This is a genomic window from Lysinibacillus sp. VIII_CA, from assembly GCF_049943995.1.
GTDB classification, from domain to species: Bacteria; Bacillota; Bacilli; order Bacillales_A; family Planococcaceae; genus Lysinibacillus; species Lysinibacillus pinottii.
Genome location: NZ_JBNFXM010000014.1, coordinates 37,648 through 53,327 on the forward strand (window position 1 = coordinate 37,648; position 15,680 = coordinate 53,327).

Below are 15,680 nucleotides of genomic sequence, written 5' to 3' on the forward strand. Positions count from 1 at the left end.
ACACTTCTATCTGCATCTTTTGTCGCGCTATCCATTTCATAGCACATTGCCAGTACTACTTTATATTTATCCCATTTTAAGATTTATAATCATTGAACATTGCAATGATATAAAAAAAAGACATCCTATTTGCATAGGATGTCTGGGTTTAACGAAAGTAATTTTAATTTCTGAGAATTAAAGTTTAGTTACGTTAGCAGCTTGTGGTCCGCGGTTGCCATCTACAACTTCGAATTCCACTTTTTGACCTTCGTCAAGAGTTTTGAAACCTTCGCCTTGGATAGCTGAGAAGTGTACGAATACGTCGTTTTCACCTTCAACTTCGATGAATCCAAAACCTTTTTCTGAGTTAAACCATTTTACTGTACCTTGTTTCATTTAAGAAAACCTCCAAAAAATAAAAGTGAACAATATGTAATTTCTTCAGCGATTGAAAAAAATTCACATATTACAAAGAGTACCGTACTAATGCGATCACTTTTTGTAATATGTGAATTCATGTTTCCGGTGAAGCAATTAAATTGTTAACCTAAGTATAACCATCATTCATAATTTTGTCAAATAAAGAAAATTGTTTTTTTACTTTATTTCAAAAAATTTTTACATATCTTCCATTTTACATGCAATAATTCCATGATATACTTGTGCGTCATCATCACATGCCTCACAGTAGAAACTTTCATCCTCTGACCAAAAAGCCCAATATTGCCCTTCTTTTACTGCTTCATTATCATATGTTGAACGAAAGTGTGCTAATTTATGCTGTAAAGCCAGCTCAAACTGCTCCTTTGCTTCAAATGTATCGTGTGTTTGAATAAAAGCTTCCCAGCCCTCAAATTTCCACCAAGGCTCATAGTCTGCTTTCATGTAAATAATTGTATACATATTTGCCCATTCCTTGCTGTCATAAGATATTTTCATTTTAGCAAACACACCCGAAATGTCTATTAAAACCACCTGAATTATGCTATTATTACCTTATTATACATAATTTTTGGAGGTTTTTATATGTTTTCAAGCATTCGACCTAAAGCTGAGCTAGAAGAACTACTAAAACGTGGTACAGATTTACGTGCAACAGGCCGATTCCATCAAACATTGGCATTTAACCATTTCAATACGCAAGATGAAGAGCATTTAAAGACGCTCTACGAAAAGCTAAAAGATATTACTCCTTCTATGAATGCCATTTTTCACCACTATTTAAGTGAGATATCCCCTACCTCTCAATTAACCATTAGTGAAGAAAACATTAATCAATACTTAACACAATTTTTCCTAGCAACGCGGGATGACGAATATGTGGATGAAACCGTCAAGTTTTTCAATTTATTCCGTAAGCATCAATATGAGCCTGGTAAATTAATTGTCGTTTTCAATCAGTTTGCCTTTTATATTACTACTTATATTTTACATAACTTTGGAATGAAGCCCAATAAAGCCTTTCAGTTTATGAAATCCTTCCAGTCCGCTGTCAATGTCGATCAGGAACTATTAGTGGAGGTATTGACGGAGCGCATCATTGAGAATGTTGTGGGTGAAATATCATCCTTGATGGACGTCAATGCCAAAATCATGTATATGAAAGATTTAGTATTTAGTTTAGATAAGCAAAATGAGGAGATCCAGTCCTCTACAGCTGCTACTGAGGAAATTGCCGCTTCAATCAATGAAGTTGCCCGCATGTCCTCTCATATATCTGAGAAAACAACTGAATCTGTTGACCATGCGACACAAGGTAAAAATGCCATTGAACATGCATTATCAGAAATCTTTAAAACAGAAGAAACGTTTACTTCGATTGTAGAATCTTTTTCAGAATTACAAAAACGGGTGAATGATATTGAACAAGTCGTGACATTAATCAACCAAATTGCGGACCAGACCAATTTACTGGCTCTAAATGCCTCCATTGAAGCTGCACGTGCGGGTGAACATGGCAAGGGCTTTGCGGTTGTCGCACAAGAAGTACGAAAACTTGCGGAAAGCACAGTCTCGGCTTTGAGCGAGGTTTCAACGAATGTTCACCATTTAAAGAGCTATTCCAATGAAGTCTCCGACTCGATTACTGAAACAACAGCAATCATTAAAGAAGCAACTGTTGAGGCGAAAGAATCGTTACCATTATTGAATGCGATTGTCCATGCGATTGAAGGTATTAACTTAGATGTGACCAATACCGCAGCGATTTCGCAGCAACAGGCGGCAGCCATCGATGAAGTCTCCTCTAGAATGATTGAAATTTCTAGCTTGCAGGAAGATATTCGAGATTATAGTCATAATACATCCAGTGATATCCACCTTTTAGGGAAAGAAATCAATCGTTTCCGTAATGATATTATTGCCAATAATAATGTACAGCTTTCATCCATAGCCCTTTTACAGCTATCTAAAGCTGATCATATTTTATGGAAATGGCGCATTTATAATATGTTCCTTGGCCTAGAACATGTTGAACCAAGTGATGTTTCTTCGCATAGAGAATGTCGACTTGGCAAATGGTATACAGCTTCTCGTACGGTGGAGCGTTTCGGTCATTTACAGGATTATCATGATTTAGACAATTATCATTTACTTGTCCACGAATCAGCGAAGCGTGCGGCAACAGCCTTTAAAGCTGGCAATATCGCACAAGCTGATAGCCATCTTAAAGAAGTAGATGAAGCGTCAACTCAAGTTCTATATTATATTAATAACTTAATTGCCTATTTAGAAAAGGAACGAGTTATGCAATAAAGAGAGAGGCTCATCCCCTCTCTAATGGTAGGAGGTATTTCCTTGAACAAACGAGCAAGTATTAAATTTTTTGGTGACGTCTATGGGACAGGCTACCGATTCTTTATTAAACAAAAAGCCATTGAATTAGGGCTAAAAGGGTATTGTAGATTGAATGCTGCCGAGCAAATTGAGGTTGAAGTAGAAGGACCTGAAAAAGCGCTGAATGAATTCCTTCTTTTTGTCCAAAAGGGTGTTAGTCCCCAAGCCGATTCCAATTCATTTTCTTTAGAGTTATATGATGATTTAAAAGGATATGTACGAATGGAGTCAGACATTGTTTAGTCTGGCTCTTCTTTTTTACAAGGTATTAAAGGTAAATGCACCCTATAATTATTAATGATTTATATTCTTTTTTAGGTATTTATTATTGAATATGGCGACCTCTATTAAACCAATCATACATACGGCTAAAAATAATATAGACCAATTGATTTTTCCAGATAATACAAATGTATAGATAACGTCAATTACACAGTATAAGAGTATGATGCTAGCAATAATTATTCCTTTTCTATTGTTCATTTTTCCACCGCTTTCTTTTTTCACAATCCTATTATCGTATATACCGACTTTATTATACAATAATTATCCTATTTTGGTTTATTAAACTATTTTAAAATAAGCACTTAGATTGGTGGTTCGTTTAAAAGCAGTTGTTGATGTTTTGTATTAGGGAATAAAAAAGTAGCATCCATGCTTAATTCTTACACTAGGAAATAGAACCGCACGATCGAAAAATAAGTCAACACGTTTATTTCAAGCTAGACAGCACATAAACCTAATCATTAGAAATTCGAATCCATACGATATGATGTTCACAAATCTCTTAAAAATAAGTGGACATACATACTGAACAACTTAATCCTAGTTATTCTAGGTAATATCATTGAGAAAATTTGCGATTCGCAGTAAAATTTATGTAAGGTTTCATTTTTCATTGAAACTTTATGTCGATTATTTCGTATAAGAAGATAGACATATTGAAATGCAAGGAGGAAGAAACAATGCTTAGTATTGGACAGTTTTTTTCTAGACATACTGCTAGCTTCGTTATTTCGCTAACAACTGTTTCTATCGCAGCAATTGCAGCAAATCCTGGATTCTTCCTTGGTGGTTTACTGTTTGCTGGTTCATATGCGACGAGTACAGCGTTGCTGAAACATAGACAAAAAAAGAAAGTCATGCAAATAGCAGGTATCACAAAAGAAGAATTCAAACACATTGAAACACAATTATCAACCGCTAATAAGCAAATTCAAACATTAAGTCAAAACTATTTACGTGTACGTTCCGTATCTGCTTTTAAACAACTACTGGAGATGACCCGTATTTCAAAAAACATCGTCAAAATTGTCAAGACAGACCCACGTAAGTTTTACAATGTTGAACCCTTTTTCTATGCGCATTTACCTTCAGCAGTGGAATTAACGGATAAGTATACAATGCTTTCTAGACAGCCTGTGAAGGATAAAGAAATTCAATTGACGTTATCAAAAACGCGTGAAACATTAACGGACTTAAATGATACGATTCAAATTGATTTAAAGGATGCGCTTGCGAATGATATTGACCACCTACAAATGGAGATTGAATTCGCAAATCGTTCTAATCTTAGACGTAGAGAACAATTGGACTGGCGAGGCGATGACAAATGACGGCAGATGAACATGCTTTTCAATTAAATACCATTCCTGGTCTTTCTCCATTAGTACAATCTTATTTAGAAACAACTCCACAAAATGAGGCGATGGCGACGTACGAAACGCTATCGCCTCTTGCGCAAAGTCGGGCTTTACTATATGCCAGCCAAATTGATTTAACTGATTTTGAATCATTGCTGTCTTTAGGACAGGATTCACAGCGTTCCCTGTCCCAGTTTGCGGATCGAATGTTAGCGCAGGTGAAGCAAAAGGACGTGACCAAAATAGGTCAAATGCTAGACTCCTTAATGCAAACCTTAGATCGCGTAGACCCGACAGCTTTAGAGCCAAAAAAACAAACCTTTTTCAAAAAAATATTTGGTGGTAAAACAGAGCCTACTGTGAAACAAACGCTAACAGAATTTGAGCGTATTAGTATTCAGGTGGAACGTATCGGGGTGCAATTGGAACGTGCTCAGCTCCAACTAATTCGGGATGTAGAGAACTTAGAAGCACTTTATACACATAATCGAGGATTTTTCGAGGAACTAGCTACTGCGATTGCAGCTGGTCAAATGAAAAAGCAGCAGGCCATTGAGGTGGAGCTTCCTACAAAAATAACAAGTGTCCAAGCAAATAAACAGCCTCTTGCCATTCAACAACTAAATGATTTCGCTGCACAAATTGAGAGGCTGGACCAACGTATTTATGATTTACAGGTTTCTCAACAAGTAGCCCTACAAACGGCACCACAAATTCGTATGATACAACAAGCGAATCAAACATTAGCTGAAAAAATTGAGTTTTCCATTGTCACATTAATTCCTTTATGGAAAAATCAACTAGCAATGATGCTATCCATGCATATGGATCATCATTATGCACAGCTTGAGGAACGATTATCACAGACACAGGATCGTTTTGCAAGACCTTCATTCGAACAGCAAGTATCGAAATTTAAGGAAACGCAATATGAGCTACAAACAGCTATAAAAGATGTGTTCGCCTTACATACGGCGACGGAACAGGAAAAGCAACAGTTGCAAAATACGACGGATATAAGAGGCTATCAGAGGGATTCATGAAAAAAAGGGTGGCTCAGTAAATGATCTGAACCACCCTATCTTCTTTTTATGCAAAATAATCTTTATAGTAGCCACCGACGTTGCCAGTGTTATCAATGATAAAAATGAACTCTTCTGTTTCATTTTTTACTTCATATTCTTTTCCTACTGTTAAAACATTTGATACTAGGTATTTTGATGCATTGGTATGTTTGCAAGTCACTGTTCGTAATGTTGGCGCATCTTTCCATTTTAAATGTAACATATTCTCTCTACCTCTCTTTACTAGCATAAAGCTAATGTCTAATGCCTATTTTATAATATTTTTAGGCTTTTGTGGAGAAAAAAGAAATACAATACCTAATCTATCCAAAAATAATTTTACATTTGAGGTGTTATGATGAGCTTTGGCGGTGTACCACAATGGTTTTTTATTATTGCAATAGCATTCGTAATCTGCTTTGTCCTTTATGCAGAATGGAATTCCAGAAAGTAAGTGAGTCTCTATTATAGGACTCACTTTTTTTGATGAGGTCCTACTGCTTTAATGTTCGTTTTAAAAACTCTTTCGTCCGATCATGCTGAGGGTTTATTAATACCTGTGATGGTGGGCCCTCTTCGACAATTACACCTTTATCCATAAAGACTACGCGATCTGCTACCTCTTTGGCAAACTCCATCTCATGCGTTACAATCAGCATCGTATTGCCTGCATCAGCTAATTGACGCATCACTTTTAATACCTCCCCTACCATCTCAGGGTCTAGTGCTGATGTAGGTTCGTCAAAAAGCATCACTTCAGGATTCATGGATAATGCTCTGGCAATGGCTACGCGTTGCTTTTGCCCCCCTGAAAGCTGTCGAGGCTTTGCGTTTACATATTGTTCCATACCAACAATGTTCAAATATTTAAGCGCTGTTTCCTCTGCTTCCTTCTTCGAGCGTTTTAAAACTTTTATTTGCCCCACCGTACAATTATTTAAAACATTGTGGTTGTTAAATAAATTGAATTGCTGGAATACCATCCCTAAATGTGTTCGATATTCTTGGATATTGTGTTTTTCATCTAGGATGTCTTCCCCTTGATAAATAATTTGCCCACCACTTGGTGTTTCTAATAAATTAATGCAACGAAGTAAAGTGGATTTGCCTGAACCAGAGGAGCCTATTAAGCAAACAACTTCTCCTTTTTCCACTTGAAAATTAACATCTTTTAACACTTGGTTACGTCCAAATGATTTACTTAAATGTTCAATTTTAATGACTGCCATTTGTGCGTCCCCCTATATTGCTTCTTTTTGTTCTTTTTGATAGGCATCTGGTCCATCTAAACGTTTTTCAACATAGAGAAGGATTCGTGATGCAGTGAATGTCATTATGAAATAAAGAATACAAGCTACAAAGAACGATTCAAAATAACGGAAGTTGTTACCGGAGATTGATTTTGTTTGGAAGAATAATTCTGTTACTCCAATAACGTTTAGTACAGCTGTATCTTTAATATTCATAATTAATTGGTTGCCTGTCGCAGGCAGTACGTTTCGTGCTACTTGTGGTAGGACTACGTGAAGCATGATTTGGAAGTGATTCATACCGATAGCTGATGCTGCCTCATATTGACCATTATCAATCGATACGATACCACCTCGGACAATTTCTGCCATATAGGCACCTGTATTAAGTGAAACGACTAAAATCCCCGCTGTAATAAAGTGCATGTCTATGCCAAATGCGATATCTAATCCATAGTAGACAACCATAGCCTGTACAATCATTGGTGTACCACGGAAAAATTCAACATAGCATGTGAGTATAAAATTAATAAGCTTTAAGCTATAAAATTTCACACCTTTTTTACGAACTGGAATCGTATGCATAATTCCGATGAAAAATCCGATAAATGCACCAATAATTGTACTTATAGTCGAAATCAGTAACGTATAATACGCACCTCGTAAAAACATTTGCCAGTTGTTTTCAATAATTGAAAGTATCCATTCAAGACTCATGATGTTCCTCCTTACAATGTCATGTTGCTTGCTATCTTTTTCGTGCCCTAGCTTTTTCTACTAGTCTATGATTTATTTCGCTAGGACATTATCATTATGTAGAGAGGTTCTCATTTTAATAATGATGAAATGATAGTGCACGGACTAGCAACTAGTCCGTGCCATTTTTTTATTGTGCTGCTGGTTGCTGAGAAATAGCTTCTTCCATTATCGCTTGACGATCATCTTCAGAAATACCTTTTAGGATTTCATTGATTTTTTCTAGATTAGCATCATCTTTACGTAAGCCTACAGCAATCGAAGTATTTGAAAGATCTGTATCAAAGCCTTCTTCAAATGCTACGTATGTGAATTTATCGTTGGCAGCTGCCGCAGAAATTCCTTCAGGACGTTCGGCTACATATCCATCAATTTTGCCTGCCTCTAAAGCTACACGCATCGCTGGGAAGCTTTCCATTGCTGTTTGTTTATTGACACCTTTAATTTGATCAATCACATTGTAGTTGGAAGTATTCAGTTGTGATGTAATTTTTGCGCCAGAGAAATCTTGGATTGATTTGACACCTTCATATTTACTACCTTTTTTAATAACCATTACAAAATCAGAAGTATAGTAGTTTTCAGTAAAATCAATTGTTTTCTTACGTTCTTCTGTTGGCGACATTCCCGCGATGATTGCATCAATTTTATTAGATTGTAGCGCTGGTACTAAGCCGTCCCATTCCAATTTGACGATCACTAATTCTTTGCCTAAACCTTCAGCGATTTTTTTCGCCATTTGTACATCATAGCCACCTGCATACTCTGCGTTATCTGCAATTTTTACTGCTCCATTTGCATCGTTTTGCTGTGTCCAGTTGAATGGTGGGTAGCCCGCCTCCATTCCAATTCGGAATTCACCGCCGCCTTCTTCTTTATCTGCGCCAGCATCACCTGAACTACTTTCTTTTTTGTCACTAGTGCCACATGCAGCTAGCACAATTGCCGTCATGATAGAGATCATTACTAACAACCATTTTCTTTTCATGAAAAACTCCCCTTTTCTGTAAAAAAATAAGACAACTGTACGAAAAAAGACCTAAGTTTTGTGAACTTAGGTCTTACCTTTTATGACAGTTGCCCAAATCCTCACTAGTATTCCATGTTTCCGAGATAGCACAACCTAGTAAACCTGGAAATGAATTTACTAGGACAGTCCTGCACTTATTCACTGCAGACCCAGCATAAAAGTACGAGCTCCTTTTATACTTCGGCGATATTTCCTTCTTCATTGCGTCTTTGTTTGCTTGTACTCAACAATGAACTAATAAATACCGCGCCTCTACCTCACTGATGTTTGTTAGTGAGGTTTGTTTATTTAATTGATATTTAGATACTACTATAAAACTAGTATGTACGTCAAGAGAGTTTTATCATTTTTCTGACTAATGACAATATTAGGGTATTATGCTTGCCCTATCCATTATTAATCTACGTATTTTTATCCATATATCTGCTGGAAAACAACATATTTTTACTACCTATTCTTTTTATACTAAGTAAATAGTTTTGGATTATCAAAATTACTAATGACTTTAGTGATACAGAAGCCAAGAAAAAACCCTGCAAAGTTTGCAGGGTTTAAAGGAATTATGAATTTAATAATAAATCTTCAGGATTTTCGATTAACTCTTTAACTGTTTTTAAGAATCCTACAGAATCTTTTCCATCGATGATACGGTGATCGTAAGAAAGTGCTACATACATCATTGGACGGATTTGAACTTCACCATTTACTGCAACCGGACGGTTTACAATGGAGTGCATACCTAAAATACCAGCTTGCGTACCGTTCATAATTGGTGTTGACATTAATGAACCGAATACACCACCATTTGTGATTGTGAATGATCCACCAGCCATGTCATTTAAGCCTAATTTTTTATCACGAGCTTTTGTCGCTAAGTTAGCGATATCTTTTTCGATTTCTGCAAAGTTTTTGCTATTCGCATCGCGTACAACTGGTACTACTAAACCTTCTTCAGTTGATACTGCAATACCGATATCAAAGAAGTTATTTAAATGAATTTCATCGCCAGAGATTTGAGCGTTTACGTATGGGTATTTTTTCAGTGCTGCAACAACAGCTTTAGTGAAGAATGACATGAAACCAAGTTTGATGTCGTTTGCTTTCACAAACTCTTCTTGTTTACGTTTACGAAGTGCCATGATGTTTGTCATGTCAATTTCGTTGAATGTTGTTAACATTGCTGTTGATTGTTTAACTTCTAATAAACGTTTTGCAATTGTTTGACGACGACGGCTCATTTTTTCAATCGTTACACGGTCAGAATTAGCTACTGGTGTGAATACAACTGGGCCACCTGTAGTTGCTACTGGTGTAGGTGCTGCTACTACTGGTGCTGTACCATGTGCCGCTACATCTTGTACACGTACACGGCCTTGTGGATCTACTGGTGATACCGCTGCAAGGTCAATACCTTTTTCACGTGCAAGTCGACGTGCCGCTGGAGATGCGATGACACGCTCACCAGAAGTTTCTTCTACTACAGGAGCTGCTGCTACTGGTGCTGCAGGTGCCGCTTGTGGCGCTGCTGGAGCTGGAGCTGCTTCAGCTGGTGCTGCCGCTACTGGTGCAGCTGCTGCGCCTTCGCCTGCTTCTACAATTGCGATAACTTGACCAACTAGTACAGTATCGCCTTCTTCAGCTAAAATTTGTGTTAATACACCTGCTTCTTCAGAAATGATTTCAGCGTTTACTTTATCTGTTTCAAGTTCAACGATGAATTCACCTTTTTCAACGCGATCGCCCACTTTTTTTACCCACTGTGCGATACTACCTTCTGTAATCGATTCTGCTAATTCAGGGACTTTAATTTCAGCCACTTTCATTTCCTCCTTTGATTAACGTGCATGATGCACATAAAAGGGCTACTGCTTATGGGCAAGTAGCCCAGCTATCAATATTTATATGTGATTATTTAACCTTTACTGGCTCAGCAACTGCTTCTTCAATAAGTGATGATTGAGCTGCTTTATGAGAATCTGCATCTCCTTCAGAAGTTGAGCTCATTGCAGGACGACCTACATAGCGAAGCTTTTTACCTTCTGCAAGTTCATATAATGTTTCTAGTGCATAATTCCATGAGCCTTGGTTTTTAGGTTCTTCTTGTACCCATACGATTTCTTTAGCATTAGGATACTTAGCAATAATACCAGCAACTTGCTCTTTTGGGAATGGGTAAAGTTGTTCTACACGAACAATGTGTAAGTGATCGAAACCTTCTCCATCTTTCACGCGATCTGCTAAGTCGATCATCACTTTACCAGTACCTAATACGATACGCTCTACAGCATCCGTTTTTGTACCTAAGCCAGGTTGTTCAATCACTTCTTGGAATGAACCATCTGCTAATTGCTCAGCATTAGCTGCTGCTAATGGATGACGCAATAATGATTTTGGTGATACAACCACAAGTGGACGAACACCTTCAGTACCTAATAACGCTGCTTGGCGGCGTAATAAGTGGTAGTAGTTACCTGCATTTGAACAGTTTGCTACAAACCAGTTATTTTCTGCTGACATTTGTAAATAACGTTCCATACGGCTTGAAGAGTGCTCTGGACCTTGGCCTTCATAACCATGTGGTAATAGAATCACCATGCCAGATTTTTGACCCCATTTAGAGCGTGCCCCTGAAATGAAGTTATCAAACATTACTTGTGCCATATTCGCAAAGTCACCAAATTGTGCTTCCCAAACTGTTAATACATGGCCATTTTCTAGATTGTAACCATACTCAAAGCCAACTACCCCTGCTTCAGTCAGTGGTGAGTTGTGTACTGTAAAGGATGCACTTGCACCAGAAATATGATGAAGTGGTGTAAAGACATTACCATTGTTTTTATCGTGAAGCACTAAGTGACGTTGTGAGAAAGTACCACGTTGAGCATCTTGACCTGTGAAACGTACTGGTGTGCCATCTTGGATAATTGTTGCATATGCTAAAGTTTCCGCATGACCCCAATCGATTTTTGCAGATGCAAATGCATCACGACGTTTTTCTAAAATTTTTCCAAGCTTTTTCTGTGGCTCGAAGTTTTCTTCAAACACTAGAAGCTCTTCGTTGATTTTACCTAAACGTTCTGCACCAACTGCTGTATCAATTTGTGGGAACTCTACTTTTAATTCTTCTGGCATTTCTAATTGATGATGCTCATCTTTTGAAGCCATTTCTTTTACATGATCGTAAGCAGCTTGCATTTCTGCATAGATAGCTGTATCTAATGCTGCTACATCTTCAGTTGATACAAGACCTTCTGCTACTAATGCTGCACCATATAACGCACGAACAGTTTCGTGCTTAGAAACTAATTTATATGTTTCTGGGTTTGTAACCGTTGGATCATCTGTTTCGTTATGACCGTGACGGCGGTAACCAACTAAATCAACAACAATATCTTTACCAAATTTTTGACGATAGTTAGCTGCAAAGCGACCTACTTGAGCCACTGCTTCTGGACTATCTGCATTCACATGAACTACTGGTACTTCATACCCTTTTGCTGGGTCAGATGAGTAAACAGAAGAACGAGAATCATATTGTTCCGTAGTGAAACCAATCATATTGTTCGCGATAATATGAATAGTACCACCAGTTGTAAATCCTTCAGTTTTAGCGAAGTTTAATACTTCAGTTACGATACCTTGACCTGGGAATGCTGCATCACCGTGTACTAGGATTCCTAAGCCTTTTGTACGATCATGAACCGCTTGACCTGGCTTTGAAGTGTCATCTTGTGTTGCACGAGTAGCACCTAGAACTACTGGGTTGCCCACTTCTAAGTGAGATGGGTTGTAGGCAAGTTTCACATTCATACCTGAATCACGGTTATAAGAAGCACCCATATGGTATTTCACATCACCTGTCCACCCTTTTGTAATTTCAAGGCGACCATTTTCCGGCATAAATAAATCATTTGATACATGTGCAAAGTCAGAGAACATCATGTCATAAGGTTTATTTAAAATATGTGTTAAAACATTTAAGCGACCACGGTGTGCCATACCAATACGTACTTTTTCAACACTTAGCGCTTCTGCAGTTTTAATGATTTCATCAAATAGTACAATTTGCGTATCTAAGCCCTCACCAGAGAAACGCTTTTGTCCTACAAATGTTTTATGGATAAATTTCTCAAAATTTTCAACACGTGTTAAACGATCTAATAAGGCTTTCTTTTCATCAGAAGAAAGTGCTTGTTGGAAAGAGCCTGATTCAATTTGCGCTTGAATCCAATTACGTTCTTCTGTAGCTACTACATGTTCATATTCAAACGCTACTTTATTTGTATAAATAGCTTTTAAATAGTCAATTGCATCCTTACCATTTTTCACGTTTGCTGGCACATCTTTGAAGAAGATTGCTGCAGGAATTTCAGCTAAATCTGCAGCGCTTAAGTTGAACGCGCTTTCGTCAATTTGAGCTGTTTGTAGTTCACGGTTTTTCAGAGGATAAATATCTGCCGCTAAATGACCGCGTGAACGAATTGCATCGGCTAATCTCACAGCGGCTAACACTTTTTTGTAATCGCCAGCAGGAGCCGCTGCTGTATGACTAGCTACAGCTACTTCACCTTCTACTACTACTGGTGCACCAAATTGTTGGAATAAAGAAACTAACTCCGGTTCTACTTCTTCAGGAGACTGTAAGAATAAGTCGTATTGCTCCATCACATATCCTAGGTTAGGACCAGAGAAAGCTGACCATGGAGAACTTACAGTTGTAACGTTGTTCGACATGAAAAATGACCTCCAAATTTTGCCTTACGGCAGTTCCATTAATTAAATTGCAATTAATTATATAATATTTAGCCGTTCTTTAAAAGAATGTTTCACACTACTTTTCCATATTTTAAAGAACGTTTTTTCCATCTCAATCTTACTACTCTTCACAAAAAATACAACTCTTTTTAGCAAATTAAGCAATTTTTTTCGCAAAGGATAGAATAATGAAATAAAGCGTGCATTTTTCTTAATATTTTAGCGGGATCTTTAACGAGAAAACGGTTCCAATATTAACCTCACTCTTGACTTCTACCGTGGCATTATACTTTTCAAGCAACATCTTCGAGATACTTAATCCTAAGCCTGTTCCACCAATTTTACGGTTCCTTGCCTCATCCACTCGATAAAAACGATCAAATATAAAAGGAATATTGTCTTTTGCTATTCCTATACCATTATCAGCAATTTCTAAACATGCATAATTTCCAGCAACTGAAATAGAAATTTGTATCTCAGGAATTTTTTCACAATAACGAATTGCATTTTCTATTATATTACGAATGATTTGACTTAGTGCATTTTCAGTTATAAATAAAGGACCTATTTCATCATTTTTCGACAGCATAATTCGCGCTTTTGGATGTACAAGCTCCATTTCATCGATAACAGCTTCAATTACAGCTAGTGCATTCGCCTCACTCATTTCATCTTTTTCCTCACGTCTTGCAAGCTCTAATAATTCCTCAATCATTTTACGCATGCGAGCAATTTCTGTTAATGAAGTATCAATCGACTCCTCTAAAATAGCTGGATCATTTTTGCCCCATCTTTTCAACAGAGAAAGATGTCCTTCAATTGCTTGGATGGGCGTACGAAGCTCATGAGAAGCATCAGCGACAAATTGTTGCTGCTGTGTAAAAGAAATTTGCAGCTCATTCATCATGGCATTGTACATGTTCAATAAATCACCAATCTCATCGTGTGACGTGTTGGTTAACTGTATGGGCTCATTAAAGCCTTGATCCATCACCATTTTCATGGAAGCACGTAATTCACGCAATGGCTTCATTAAATAATTGGCTAGATAATATCCAATAGAACCTGATAACACCAATGCCCCAACACCTGCGATGAGCATGGCTGTTAATAGATAATGCATGAGCGATTGAAAACCAGTGAGCGGATGGACAACCTGGACATATCCTTGAAAAAAGCCTAAGCGTATTGGTTCATTCATGACCAGTACATCCTGCTTATCAATGGTCGTCTCAAAAATCTCCTGCATGGAGCTAAGTGGTGCAGCAGCTGAAGTATTATTGATACGCAAAATATCCACGCCGTCCGCATTAAACATTCTAACAGTTTCATCTCGGTCGACAATCGATTTGAGCAAACCAGTATTTTGTTGAATTTGTTGAATCGTAATATCTGGTCCCTGTGATTGTAAAAATGAAATAATATCCCTGCTAGTCCGTTCAACTTTGCTTTCCTCATCATTTAATAGCCACGTATGGAGGGAAATATAAACAACCACGCAAATAATCGTATAGCTTAAAAAAATCACACTACTGGAGGTGAGCATCCATTTTTTCTGCAAAGATTGACGACGGAGGTACATAAGTAACTGATTCATTCACGCATCACATACCCAACCCCTCGAACCGTCTCAATATAGGCATTCGTATCACCTGGGAGCTTAGACCGTAAATGACGTATATACACATCTACCACATTGGTCTCTATATCTGTATCATAGCCCCATACAGACGTTAAAATATGCTCGCGTGTACAAACTCTATTTTTGTGTTCAATTAATAGTTTCAGTAAATCATATTCTGTCTTAGTTAGGTCGAGTTTATTCCCTTGCACGAAAACTTCATAGGCTGCAATATCTATCTCAATATCACGCAAACTCAAACATTCACTATTTGCTGGCTCTTGTGTTGTTGCACGACGTATAATCGTTCGAATTCTTGCTAATAGTTCTTCGATCGCAAATGGCTTGACGATGTAGTCATCTGCTCCAGCATCTAGACCAGCTACACGATCCATAACAGCATCTCTTGCCGTTATTAAAATAATAGGCACTTGAGATTGTGTCCTAATTCGCCGACAAATTTCAATACCATTAATACCCGGTAGCATCACGTCTAGTAATAGCACATCAAATGCATCTGTTGTTGCCAGGGATAGCCCTTCCCGCCCTTCAAAGGCAACCGTCACGTCATAGCCTTCATGCTGTAATTCGAGCTCAACAAAACGCGCAATATGCTTTTCATCTTCCACTAATAATATTTTCTTAGGCACATAATCACCTTCTATTCCGAAATAACGATGTAGGATTTTTATCCCTATACTGTTATAGCATAACATCAAATAAAAAGTCTGTCTCACAACGAAT

14 protein-coding genes and 1 riboswitch are annotated in these 15,680 nt (G+C 37.6%); of the genes, 4 read left to right on the forward strand and 10 right to left on the reverse strand.

Annotated features, from left to right (window positions below; genetic code table 11):
• Positions 1 to 177: 177 nt before the first annotated feature.
• Entirely contained in the window at positions 178 to 378 is a 201-nt protein-coding gene (locus ACP3VS_RS16885; protein WP_004230088.1) for a cold-shock protein, read from the reverse strand.
• A gap of 222 nt (positions 379 to 600) precedes the next feature.
• Positions 601 to 921 carry a DUF1033 family protein gene (locus tag ACP3VS_RS16890; protein WP_227256844.1) on the reverse strand — a complete coding sequence of 107 codons (321 nt, stop codon included), beginning with the start codon at positions 919 to 921 and terminating at the stop codon, positions 601 to 603.
• A gap of 87 nt (positions 922 to 1,008) precedes the next feature.
• Between ACP3VS_RS16890 and ACP3VS_RS16895 the strand changes: the two genes are divergently transcribed.
• From ACP3VS_RS16895 to ACP3VS_RS16910, 4 genes are all read left to right on the forward strand, one after another.
• Positions 1,009 to 2,736 (forward strand): methyl-accepting chemotaxis protein, encoded by a 1,728-nt coding sequence (locus ACP3VS_RS16895; protein WP_012294415.1) that lies wholly within the window; start codon positions 1,009 to 1,011, stop codon positions 2,734 to 2,736.
• A 42-nt stretch (positions 2,737 to 2,778) separates the two neighbouring features.
• Positions 2,779 to 3,060: an acylphosphatase gene (locus ACP3VS_RS16900; protein WP_031418192.1), complete on the forward strand. Its 282-nt coding sequence runs from the start codon at positions 2,779 to 2,781 to the stop codon at positions 3,058 to 3,060.
• 722 nt (positions 3,061 to 3,782) lie between these two features.
• Positions 3,783 to 4,433 carry a 5-bromo-4-chloroindolyl phosphate hydrolysis family protein gene (locus tag ACP3VS_RS16905; protein WP_012294412.1) on the forward strand — a complete coding sequence of 217 codons (651 nt, stop codon included), beginning with the start codon at positions 3,783 to 3,785 and terminating at the stop codon, positions 4,431 to 4,433.
• Positions 4,430 to 5,503: a toxic anion resistance protein gene (locus ACP3VS_RS16910; RefSeq protein WP_012294411.1), complete on the forward strand. Its 1,074-nt coding sequence runs from the start codon at positions 4,430 to 4,432 to the stop codon at positions 5,501 to 5,503. The genes ACP3VS_RS16905 and ACP3VS_RS16910 overlap by 4 nt, the downstream gene beginning before the upstream one ends.
• Positions 5,504 to 5,549: 46 nt before the next feature.
• Here ACP3VS_RS16910 and ACP3VS_RS16915 read toward each other — a convergent pair whose 3' ends face one another.
• The 8 genes from ACP3VS_RS16915 to ACP3VS_RS16950 all read right to left on the reverse strand — a co-directional run bounded on the left by ACP3VS_RS16915 (position 5,550) and on the right by ACP3VS_RS16950 (position 15,586).
• Positions 5,550 to 5,747: a DUF6501 family protein gene (locus ACP3VS_RS16915; protein ID WP_012294410.1), complete on the reverse strand. Its 198-nt coding sequence runs from the start codon at positions 5,745 to 5,747 to the stop codon at positions 5,550 to 5,552.
• 271 nt (positions 5,748 to 6,018) lie between these two features.
• Entirely contained in the window at positions 6,019 to 6,753 is a 735-nt protein-coding gene (locus ACP3VS_RS16920; RefSeq protein WP_012294409.1) for an amino acid ABC transporter ATP-binding protein, read from the reverse strand.
• 12 nt (positions 6,754 to 6,765) lie between these two features.
• The gene (locus tag ACP3VS_RS16925; RefSeq protein WP_012294408.1) at positions 6,766 to 7,491 is read right to left on the reverse strand and encodes an amino acid ABC transporter permease; all 726 of its coding nucleotides are present in this window, start codon (positions 7,489 to 7,491) and stop codon (positions 6,766 to 6,768) included.
• A 169-nt stretch (positions 7,492 to 7,660) separates the two neighbouring features.
• Entirely contained in the window at positions 7,661 to 8,518 is an 858-nt protein-coding gene (locus tag ACP3VS_RS16930; protein WP_031418189.1) for a transporter substrate-binding domain-containing protein, read from the reverse strand.
• Between the two features lie 118 nt (positions 8,519 to 8,636).
• A riboswitch (Lysine riboswitch) is annotated at positions 8,637 to 8,823 on the reverse strand.
• A gap of 297 nt (positions 8,824 to 9,120) precedes the next feature.
• On the reverse strand, positions 9,121 to 10,377 hold the full coding sequence (gene odhB, locus ACP3VS_RS16935) for a 2-oxoglutarate dehydrogenase complex dihydrolipoyllysine-residue succinyltransferase (protein ID WP_426389320.1): 1,257 nt from the start codon (positions 10,375 to 10,377) through the stop codon (positions 9,121 to 9,123).
• A 91-nt stretch (positions 10,378 to 10,468) separates the two neighbouring features.
• Entirely contained in the window at positions 10,469 to 13,294 is a 2,826-nt protein-coding gene (locus tag ACP3VS_RS16940) for a 2-oxoglutarate dehydrogenase E1 component (protein WP_036168246.1), read from the reverse strand.
• A gap of 232 nt (positions 13,295 to 13,526) precedes the next feature.
• Positions 13,527 to 14,912: a HAMP domain-containing sensor histidine kinase gene (locus ACP3VS_RS16945; RefSeq protein ID WP_036161625.1), complete on the reverse strand. Its 1,386-nt coding sequence runs from the start codon at positions 14,910 to 14,912 to the stop codon at positions 13,527 to 13,529.
• Positions 14,909 to 15,586 carry a response regulator transcription factor gene (locus ACP3VS_RS16950; protein ID WP_036168245.1) on the reverse strand — a complete coding sequence of 226 codons (678 nt, stop codon included), beginning with the start codon at positions 15,584 to 15,586 and terminating at the stop codon, positions 14,909 to 14,911. The genes ACP3VS_RS16945 and ACP3VS_RS16950 overlap by 4 nt, the downstream gene beginning before the upstream one ends.
• Positions 15,587 to 15,680 lie beyond the last annotated feature (94 nt).

Bases quoted from the DNA above. Each gene is read 5' to 3' on its own strand.
- ACP3VS_RS16895 (WP_012294415.1), top strand. From the start codon at position 1,009: ATGTTTTCAAGCATTCGACCTAAAGCTGAGCTAGAAGAACTACTAAAA.
- ACP3VS_RS16930 (WP_031418189.1), bottom strand. From the start codon at position 8,518: ATGAAAAGAAAATGGTTGTTAGTAATGATCTCTATCATGACGGCAATT.
- ACP3VS_RS16945 (WP_036161625.1), bottom strand. From the start codon at position 14,912: ATGAATCAGTTACTTATGTACCTCCGTCGTCAATCTTTGCAGAAAAAA.
- ACP3VS_RS16890 (WP_227256844.1), bottom strand. From the start codon at position 921: ATGAAAATATCTTATGACAGCAAGGAATGGGCAAATATGTATACAATT.
- ACP3VS_RS16925 (WP_012294408.1), bottom strand. From the start codon at position 7,491: ATGAGTCTTGAATGGATACTTTCAATTATTGAAAACAACTGGCAAATG.
- ACP3VS_RS16920 (WP_012294409.1), bottom strand. From the start codon at position 6,753: ATGGCAGTCATTAAAATTGAACATTTAAGTAAATCATTTGGACGTAAC.
- ACP3VS_RS16905 (WP_012294412.1), top strand. From the start codon at position 3,783: ATGCTTAGTATTGGACAGTTTTTTTCTAGACATACTGCTAGCTTCGTT.
- ACP3VS_RS16885 (WP_004230088.1), bottom strand. From the start codon at position 378: ATGAAACAAGGTACAGTAAAATGGTTTAACTCAGAAAAAGGTTTTGGA.
- ACP3VS_RS16940 (WP_036168246.1), bottom strand. From the start codon at position 13,294: ATGTCGAACAACGTTACAACTGTAAGTTCTCCATGGTCAGCTTTCTCT.
- ACP3VS_RS16910 (WP_012294411.1), top strand. From the start codon at position 4,430: ATGACGGCAGATGAACATGCTTTTCAATTAAATACCATTCCTGGTCTT.
- ACP3VS_RS16915 (WP_012294410.1), bottom strand. From the start codon at position 5,747: ATGTTACATTTAAAATGGAAAGATGCGCCAACATTACGAACAGTGACT.